Below are 8,537 nucleotides of genomic sequence, written 5' to 3'. Positions count from 1 at the left end.
GCCAGTTTAAAACTAGCTTCTTTACTTCTATTTTCTTCTAAGCACTCAAAGGTTTCTAAAGTGCCCACACAGTTTGTCTTCTCTCTTCTTAATGAACCCGCCCCGAAGGCGTGCTGCGTATTCTACTGATTTCGTTCCCTGTGTCAAACACTTTTTTTCTTTTTTTAAAAAAATTGGTTCTTAAAAAAAATTCATTCCACAGATGAACATATATTAATGTAGGGGCATGTTTTTCACAATTCAAGTGTAGAGAGAATTAATTTCTGATAGATCTGGCTATCCCTTTCTTTTTTTGTTACTCTTCACGATTCAACTATGGTGGCTCTATTGGTCCCTTCGCGGCGATAGATCGTGAACCCCGTCAGGCCCGGAAGGGAGCAGCGGTAACGATTGATTCGAGCGCCGGAGTGCGGCTCTTAGAGCTGCCGCCCAACTTGTGAAAACATGTATGAGCTATCTGGCACTAGCCCGTAAATGGCGACCACGCACCTTTTCCCAACTGGTTGGCCAAGACCACATAAATAAGGCATTAATCAATGCGTTGAATCAGCAGCGATTACACCATGCCTATCTCTTTACCGGCACTCGCGGTGTAGGAAAGACCAGTATTGCCCGCATTTTAGCTAAATCACTTAATTGTGAGAAAGGTATTAGCTCAGCCCCCTGCTTACAATGTACTATTTGTAACGCTATTGAACAGGGTCGTTTTATCGATTTAATCGAAATTGATGGTGCATCTAAAACTCGAGTTGAGGATACCCGTGATTTATTAGATAACGTACAGTATGCACCAGCCATTGGCCGGTTTAAAATCTATTTAATTGATGAAGTGCATATGCTTTCACAGCATAGTTTTAATGCTCTTCTTAAAACGCTGGAAGAACCGCCTGCACATGTTAAATTTATTTTAGCTACAACAGATCCGCAAAAGCTTCCTGTAACCGTCTTATCTCGTTGCTTACAATTTAATCTAAGGCACTTGCCTACGGAGTTAATCAGTCATCATTTACAACTGATCCTTAAGGAAGAACAACTTGACTTTGAAGTTCAAGCTGCAGACATATTGGCTCAGGCTGCTCGAGGCAGCATGCGTGACGCATTAAGCCTTCTGGATCAAGCGATTACGAGTTGCGATACCCAATTACAGGCAAATGATGTCAAAATGATCCTAGGTTATACTCAACACGATTATGCCCTACAGATACTACGTGCTCTGGCGGAGCAAAATGCTTCTGCTGTATTAAAGATCAGCCAATGTATCTCAAGAGAAGGGGGACATTTTCAGTATGTTCTGGATGAGCTGCTTAACTATCTTCACCAAATAGCTATATGCCAAACTATTGGAGATAATAATCCACTAATTAGCCCTCCACCGGAAATTATATCTCTAGCACAACACATTCCGGCCGAAGACATACAGCTGTTTTATCAAATTGGACTTAAAGGACGCGAAGAAATTCATCTAGCCCCGACTTTAATCATTGGCTTTAATATGACCGTGTTGCGGATGCTAACTTTTAGGCCAGTGCCTAAAGGAGCGCCTCCACCTTTAGCATCCTACAAAACTACCTTGCCATCTACGCTGCAGCCGCCTGTTCCTATGCAAGAACCGGCCCCTTCAAGCATTCCAGAAAAGCAAATACAAAATCCGGCAAATTCTGAGCCAAATCCAAATTCAGATGATAAAGAAAAGGAAGAACAAACGCAGGTCACTAACCCGGAAGATAGCGATTGGGCAAGTATTATTCCTCATCTCAAACTTACCGGCTTAGCGCTTAATGCAGCTGAAAATGCGGAATTAGTTGGAAAACATGGACGAGAAATCACTTTACGTGTTGCCAAAGGGCACCAATCTTTGTTTACCCCGACGATACTCTCCCGTCTTGAAATGGCACTAGCTCAATATTATAAAAATCAAGTGAAAGTTATTCTTAACACTGATGAGTCAGTTCAATCCTCTCCGGCACAGCAAAAAGAGCAAGCAATGCAACAAAAACAACTCAAAGCCGAAGCTGCATTAAACAATGACACCATGTTTCAGCAACTTCAACAAGAATTTTCAGCAGAATTGGTCAAAAATTCTATTGTCCCGCTGAAAGATGACTTATAATATATCGAATTTAAATTAAATATATGAGGCCTTAATAATGGATATGAATCAAAATCTTGGCAACCTGATGAAAGAAGCGCAAAAAATGCAACAACGTATGCAAGAAGCGCAACAACAATTAAGTCAATTAGTTGTTACTGGTGAAGCAGGTGGCGGTATGGTAGTTATTAAAATGAATGGCCGACATGATGCCACTGAAGTGAAGATCAAACCGACAATGATGGAAGAAGATGTAGAAATGTTGGAAGATTTAGTTGCCGCAGCAATTAATGATGCAGTACGAAAAATTGAAAAAGCATCTAAAGAAAAAATCAGTCAATTAACAGCAGGTCTAAATATTCCAACTGATTTAATGGGCGGCGATAAAGGTGATAAGGAATAATCCTAAAGATGGATATGTTAAACCGTCTGGTAGAAGCGCTACGCTGTCTACCAGGCGTAGGTCCAAAATCAGCACAACGTATGGTATTTCATTTACTCCAGCATCAAAGACAGAGAGGGTTACACCTTGCATCATGCCTGGAGCAAGCGATGAACAATATTCATCATTGTGAACGTTGTGCCAACTATACAGAACAAAAACTTTGTAGCCTCTGCCAAAACCCAAATCGGGATTCATCCTTGCTTTGTGTTGTAGAAAGTCCTGCTGATGTATCTGCCATAGAACAAAGTAATGCATTTCAAGGTAAGTATTTTGTTCTTATGGGGAAAATATCCCCATTGGATGGATTAGGGCCAGAAGACATAGGGTTACCGAGACTTAAAAATCTCATTATTCAAGAAGAAATTAAAGAAGTGATATTAGCATTAAGCCCTAGTGTAGAAGGGCAGACCACCATTCATTTTATTCACCAGCTTTTGCGTGATGTGTCACTAAACATCACCCAATTGGCGCATGGCATTCCTTCTGGAGGAGAATTAGAGTTTTTGGATGGCAATACTATAGGAAATGCCCTTCGCAATAGAGCAATAATTAATGTTTAAAACAGTACTCCGTAATAAATATATTTTCATATTGATGCTTCTCGTTTCTGGACTGGCGCATGCATCTTTTTACAAAAGTTTATGGCCCAAATGGGAGGTAAATAATCCTTTATCAACAGAAGCTATTTCTCATAAACTTTGGCAAGATTTCCTAAATCGCCGCATTGTCACTAATGAAGAAAACATCAATCTGGTTGATTACACGCACATGACACAAACAGACCTGAATTTGCTTAAAGATTATTTAAAAAGCATGTCAGAAATCAATATTAATAATTACAACCGCGATGAACAATTAGCTTATTGGATTAATGTATACAATGCTTTGACTGTACAAATTATAGCAAATTATTATCCGGTTACTTCGGTTCAGGAAATTAATATTTCACCAGGATTATTCAGTATAGGGCCCTGGGGAGCGAATCTTATCACCATTAAAAATACTACTTTAACATTAGATGACATTAATAATCGCATCATTCGAGCCATTTGGAATGATCCCCGCACTCATTATGCTGTAAACAATGGGACTATTGGGGCCCCAAATTTGAGTAGAAAAGTCTATCAGGGTAAACTCATTGAAGAACAATTAAACCAAGCTGCATCAGCTTACGTTAATTCCCTTAGAGGAGTAAATGTTATCGAAGGAAAGTTGATTATCTCTAAATTATATGACTGGTATGAAGAAGATTTTGGCGGAACCAAACAATATGTAATTTTTCATTTATTACAATTTGCAAAAGAACCCTTATTAAGCCAACTGAAACACATCAATAGCATCGACAGTTATATTTATAATTGGCATATAAATAGCCCCTCTCACGAGCAAGAATAAAAAACAATTAAATTATTTTATTTTTACTTTAAACCAAGAAAAACAAGTATACTCACTCAATTTATGATGAGGGAGTTGAATATGAATCTGGGCGGTTTTTCTTGGAAAAGGTTGATCGGCATCTCTGCCCTAAAAGCTAAAATTTCGCGAAAGATTGGTATTCCCCTGACTAAATCGGGTAGACAGAGAAAACTTGGTGCCTTAATTATTAAATATTTGCATATATTGTTCTTAGAAGGAAAGAAAAAAAAGGGCTAATTATTTAAGGCAAAAATTAACCCCCTAAGACTATATCTTGTTAGGGAACTTTGGATAGTTCCTAAAATCCTTTGTTGTTTCAAAAATTTAAAAACCGATAACCTCTTCTTTACGGTGCACTCCTCCGTACTCAATCAGCCTGTTCCATATATTGAAATAACTGTTCAATAACATCTCCAGGAATTACATGACTTCGTTTATAAATTTTAATTACTCTAAGGACTGCATTACGATATCGCTGTTCTATTTCCATGTTGGGTTTTGTTAAATCATACCGATAAGGTTCAGTAAGAAGATGCCTTTTTCTTAATTCAATACGTAACGCTTCAATGACACAGCATATGGTATTAAATACCTCTATTACCGCTGTTTTTTCCTCACTATTCAATAATGGCAACCATTCAAAAGTACCACCTCTAGCGATATTAAAAAACGTATAGAGTAAATCGTGCGTATCATTATTGGCAAAATACCCATACAAATCCAGACAATCCGTAGTAGTCAGCTGGCTATATAAGCTCACCAGTTTTTCTTGGAGAATAATTGAGCTCCGCTGTTGTCCCAAGATCTCGGATAATACATTTTGTTGTAACATCTTCACTGCATCAATGAAACGATCTGGATTAAACCAAAATTTATAAGCCCGCCTAAGGTCATGCAAACCATCAATCGCTCGTTTCGTAGGAGTTAAATTCGAGTTTAGTTTTAATCCTTTAACAGCTGTTTGGATTAGTTGCCTAACCTCTTCATTTGTTTCGATTATAATACCTGGGGGTAATTCCTCATCATGCAAAAAATAATCAACTCCTGGAGTTAATTCATTTTGCAAAGCCACTTCATACAATTTTTGCTGCAATAACTCGATATAATAATGTAATACTTCCAAACGCATCTGAACTGAAATTAGTTTTTCAGGATGAATTGCATCAGTATATAATTGATCGGGATGCATCTTATAGAAGAAAATTGCATTAACCAAACCAATGAATTTTGAATTAGAAAAATAATCTAATGCAGCGTATAGCTGTTCCATATTCCAGTCATACACTACAGCTACCGATTCAATGGGGGCCGTATTACTTTTATTCAAAAAATTTACGAATCCCTCCAACCATATATTAAACTGTAACTTGGAAAATAATTGGTCCAATTGTGTTGAGGGTAGAGGAACTTCATTCGTGGAAATTGAAAACTTAGCCCTGTATTGCATCATCCTTCTCCTAAACATCATCCTAGTGTTGACTGTGTTTCAGCTAGAACATTTAATACTCTATCGAGTCAATCATGAAGCCTATTTCCAGCGGGGATAGAAAATGGAGCCAATAACTCTTAGAATAATAGCGAAAATAATTGCAAGTCGATACTAATCTTGCCAAAATTATAGCGAATACCGCGAAGCAAACTGGAATTACATTAATGCCACTACCTAGTTATCTTTTATTTATTGATAACGATCCTGTGAGTGAGGATCTCAAGAAATATTTTGCACAATTTAATATAAACATCATCCAACAAAATCACTTAATTCCCGTTCAAAATGGGTTAGGGAAACCTATTGCAATTCTGATTAATTGGTCTATTTTAAAGAACGACGCCCAAGCACTTCATCAATTCTATACAAACTATCCTGTACCTTTACTCATTATCAATGATGTTGCAGACGAAGAAGCCTGTATTAAAGTACTTGAAGCTGGAGCCGATGACTTCATTATAAAACCGTTATTACCAAGAGAACTTCATGCACGAGTCAGTGCAATTAACCGGCGCGTCTTACGGGCACAACAACAATCTGAGCATGAAAAAGAAATTCTTCTTTTTGCCAATTGGCGGCTGTATCCTGCATCAAGGCAAGTGTTTCGTGATAATACCAATGAAGAATTATCGCTAAGCGCTGGCGAATATGACTTGCTACTTACTTTTGTACAGCAACCCCAACGAGTCCTGGATCGGGAACTTCTATTACACATTACTAAAAACAGTGATCTCAATCCTTTTGATCGAAGAATTGATGTACAAATAAGTCGGCTTCGACAGAAAATAGAGGTTGATGCAAAAAAACCGGCATTAATTAAAACCATCCGCAATGGTGGTTATATGTTTACTGCCCAGGTAATCACTTTAAAAGAAACTGATACATAATCCTAAAAAAACAGTTTGAACCTCCTGCACAAGCTAAAATAGGTTTCAAACTGCCTTTTCTAGGATAATCGTATTATTTTTTATTTACGCTTCTTACTTATTTTAAACACCTTAATGCTTTTGATTGTATTGTCTCCGACTTTTAATATTTCCATGCGATAGTTTTCTATAGTTAAACATGACTCAGCTGGAGGGATGTATCCAAGATGTTCAACAATTAAACCGCTTAACGTTTTGGGCCCTATCATAGGCAAGCTCCATCCCATCAATCGATTTAAATGGCGCAATGTTAAACCTGCATCAACAATAACTGAGCCATCACTTTGCGGGAGGATATCACGACTAAGCGCAGCTACATCTGTAGTGAACTCGCCTACAATTTCTTCAAGTATATCTTCCATAGTGACTAAGCCCTGAATATTTCCATATTCATCTACCACAAAAGAACTGCGTCTTTTCATTTTTCTAAAATTCAAAATCTGTATGTTGAGGGAAGTAGCCTCAGGAATATAATAAGGTTCATCTGCTGCTTTCAGTAAACTATTAAGATCCAACTCATTTTCTATAGCCAGATTTAACACATCACGTACGTGGATCATTCCTACCAAATCATCAATTGAATCGCGGTATAAAGGCAGGCGAGTATGTTTTGCTGTTTCCAATTGATATAAGATTTCTGACCAAGGTTCTTCTATATCGATACCCACAATATCTGACTTAGGAATCATAATATCTTCTACAGTAGCTTGCTCCAAATCCAGTAAGCTAATCAGCATACTTTTATGTTCAACTGGCAATAACCCTCCTGCCTCGTGTACAACGGAGCGTAACTCTTCACCAGTCAATGATTCCTTTTGTATTTTGTCAATTGAGACGCGAAATAAACGCAACACCCCATTAGACATGGAAACACAAAGATACACTACAGGCGCAAAAATCAGTTGGAGTATTTGCAGAGGCAGTGATGTAGCAAATGCAACTTGCTGCGGATAAATCGCCGCAAATGTTTTGGGTATCATTTCAGCAAATACCAAAATAACCAACGTTAAAAGAACTGTAGCTATAGCAATACCAGCATCTCCATAAATATGCTGGCCGATTAGCGTTGCGATTGTTGAGGCCAGAATATTTGCCAAAGTATTACCGATTAATACAACACTCAACAGTCGATCGGGTCGAGAGAGTATCTGATTCACCCTTGTCGCTTGTTTATTCTCTTTCTTGACTAGATGTTTTAGCTTATAGCGATTAATCGACATCATACCGATTTCAGTGCCTGCAAAAAAAGCAGCCAAGAGAATTAAAAAAAGCAGTATGATAAATAATGTAGAAAGATGGTATGCCACCGAAATTCCTCAAGCTTTTATAACACGAAATAAAGTATCACATGGTTTCCAAGAAAGCGAGATGGAGTCAACTTTGCAGCCTTTCTAGATATGTTTGTAATTTGTAAGATATGCAGCCATTCAGTTGGGTTAAAGGCGGAAATGCTTTAACCCAGAACCATTAATTCTTTCACAATAGATAAAAAATATAACTTTTCCTATTTTTGCTCTTTATTAAAACGAGCTACGCTGGCCAGGATCTCTTCAAACGCTGCATCAGGACCAACCCAACCATTTAGTTTAACCCATTTACCTTCTTCTAAGTCTTTATAATGACTGAAAAAGTGCTCTAATGAGTTTAGTAGATGCTGTGGCATGTCTTCATGTGACTTTATTGACTCATAAATTTTAGTTAACTTGTTCGTAGGAACAGCCAGAATTTTAGCATCGATACCTGACTCATCAGTCATTTTTAACATACCCACTGGTCGGCATGGAATTACTGACCCGCCTACAAGAGGAACTGGAGTCACCACAAGAACATCAACCGGATCTCCATCTTCCGACAGAGTATGAGGGACATAACCGTAATTGACAGGGTAAAACATGGGTGTTGTTAAAAAACGATCAACAAATAACACTCCAGATTCTTTATTGACTTCATATTTTACGGGTTGACTATGCATAGGGATTTCAATAATTACATTAATTTCTTTGGGCAAATCACGACCACTGCTAATTCTCATTAAACTCATTTATTCTTCTCCCCTCTAATCGAAATAAAAATATAACGACATTTTAATTTAGCTAAAACTAAAGAACAGGAAATCTGTCTTTTAGATTATTCAACACCTGTTATCTTGTAAAAGCGCCAGGAATAATTCAA

The 8,537-nt window shown here is 37.7% G+C and carries 9 protein-coding genes and 1 other RNA gene; 7 read left to right on the top strand and 3 right to left on the bottom strand.

What is annotated here, in order from left to right; all coding sequences use genetic code 11:
- Positions 1 to 325 precede the first annotated feature (325 nt).
- From ffs to FOLKNPGA_RS01230, 6 genes are all read left to right on the top strand, one after another.
- An RNA gene (gene ffs, locus FOLKNPGA_RS01255) (signal recognition particle sRNA small type) lies at positions 326 to 422 on the top strand.
- A 26-nt stretch (positions 423 to 448) separates the two neighbouring features.
- A complete protein-coding gene (gene dnaX / locus FOLKNPGA_RS01250) occupies positions 449 to 2,110 on the top strand; it encodes a DNA polymerase III subunit gamma/tau (RefSeq protein ID WP_182351386.1) in 1,662 nt (553 codons plus the stop codon).
- Positions 2,111 to 2,147: 37 nt separating this feature from the next.
- On the top strand, positions 2,148 to 2,492 hold the full coding sequence (locus FOLKNPGA_RS01245; RefSeq protein ID WP_019232941.1) for a YbaB/EbfC family nucleoid-associated protein: 345 nt from the start codon (positions 2,148 to 2,150) through the stop codon (positions 2,490 to 2,492).
- 8 nt (positions 2,493 to 2,500) lie between these two features.
- On the top strand, positions 2,501 to 3,094 hold the full coding sequence (recR, locus tag FOLKNPGA_RS01240) for a recombination mediator RecR (RefSeq protein WP_182351385.1): 594 nt from the start codon (positions 2,501 to 2,503) through the stop codon (positions 3,092 to 3,094).
- Positions 3,087 to 3,929, top strand: a complete 843-nt coding sequence (locus tag FOLKNPGA_RS01235; RefSeq protein WP_182351384.1) for a DUF547 domain-containing protein — start codon at positions 3,087 to 3,089, stop codon at positions 3,927 to 3,929. Before recR ends, FOLKNPGA_RS01235 begins: the two co-directional genes overlap by 8 nt.
- 81 nt (positions 3,930 to 4,010) lie before the next feature.
- Positions 4,011 to 4,187, top strand: a complete 177-nt coding sequence (locus tag FOLKNPGA_RS01230; RefSeq protein WP_182351383.1) for a hypothetical protein — start codon at positions 4,011 to 4,013, stop codon at positions 4,185 to 4,187.
- Positions 4,188 to 4,317: 130 nt separating this feature from the next.
- On the opposite strand, the gene FOLKNPGA_RS01225 is transcribed toward FOLKNPGA_RS01230, so the two are convergent.
- Complete coding sequence (locus tag FOLKNPGA_RS01225) at positions 4,318 to 5,400, bottom strand: hypothetical protein (protein WP_182351382.1); 1,083 nt, start codon at positions 5,398 to 5,400, stop codon at positions 4,318 to 4,320.
- A gap of 203 nt (positions 5,401 to 5,603) precedes the next feature.
- Here FOLKNPGA_RS01225 and FOLKNPGA_RS01220 point away from each other — a divergent pair, with 203 nt between their 5' ends.
- Complete coding sequence (locus tag FOLKNPGA_RS01220) at positions 5,604 to 6,326, top strand: winged helix-turn-helix domain-containing protein (RefSeq protein ID WP_182352716.1); 723 nt, start codon at positions 5,604 to 5,606, stop codon at positions 6,324 to 6,326.
- A gap of 80 nt (positions 6,327 to 6,406) precedes the next feature.
- On the opposite strand, the gene FOLKNPGA_RS01215 is transcribed toward FOLKNPGA_RS01220, so the two are convergent.
- Together FOLKNPGA_RS01215 and ppa are read right to left on the bottom strand one after the other, a co-directional pair.
- Positions 6,407 to 7,672: an HlyC/CorC family transporter gene (locus FOLKNPGA_RS01215; protein WP_182351381.1), complete on the bottom strand. Its 1,266-nt coding sequence runs from the start codon at positions 7,670 to 7,672 to the stop codon at positions 6,407 to 6,409.
- 197 nt (positions 7,673 to 7,869) lie between these two features.
- Entirely contained in the window at positions 7,870 to 8,406 is a 537-nt protein-coding gene (gene ppa, locus FOLKNPGA_RS01210) for an inorganic diphosphatase (RefSeq protein ID WP_182351380.1), read from the bottom strand.
- Positions 8,407 to 8,537: the final 131 nt, after the last annotated feature.

Source organism: Legionella sp. PC1000 (assembly GCF_014109805.1).
GTDB lineage: Bacteria > Pseudomonadota > Gammaproteobacteria > Legionellales > Legionellaceae > Legionella > Legionella resiliens.
The sequence above is the reverse complement of the archived record's forward strand: the minus strand, read 5'-3'. Positions and strand labels throughout refer to the sequence as shown.

Excerpts from the sequence above, each read along its gene's own strand:
- dnaX (WP_182351386.1), top strand. The coding sequence starts at position 449 with ATGAGCTATCTGGCACTAGCCCGTAAATGGCGACCACGCACCTTTTCC.
- FOLKNPGA_RS01245 (WP_019232941.1), top strand. The coding sequence starts at position 2,148 with ATGGATATGAATCAAAATCTTGGCAACCTGATGAAAGAAGCGCAAAAA.
- recR (WP_182351385.1), top strand. The coding sequence starts at position 2,501 with ATGGATATGTTAAACCGTCTGGTAGAAGCGCTACGCTGTCTACCAGGC.
- FOLKNPGA_RS01235 (WP_182351384.1), top strand. The coding sequence starts at position 3,087 with ATGTTTAAAACAGTACTCCGTAATAAATATATTTTCATATTGATGCTT.
- FOLKNPGA_RS01230 (WP_182351383.1), top strand. The coding sequence starts at position 4,011 with ATGAATCTGGGCGGTTTTTCTTGGAAAAGGTTGATCGGCATCTCTGCC.
- FOLKNPGA_RS01225 (WP_182351382.1), bottom strand. The coding sequence starts at position 5,400 with ATGATGCAATACAGGGCTAAGTTTTCAATTTCCACGAATGAAGTTCCT.
- FOLKNPGA_RS01220 (WP_182352716.1), top strand. The coding sequence starts at position 5,604 with ATGCCACTACCTAGTTATCTTTTATTTATTGATAACGATCCTGTGAGT.
- ppa (WP_182351380.1), bottom strand. The coding sequence starts at position 8,406 with ATGAGTTTAATGAGAATTAGCAGTGGTCGTGATTTGCCCAAAGAAATT.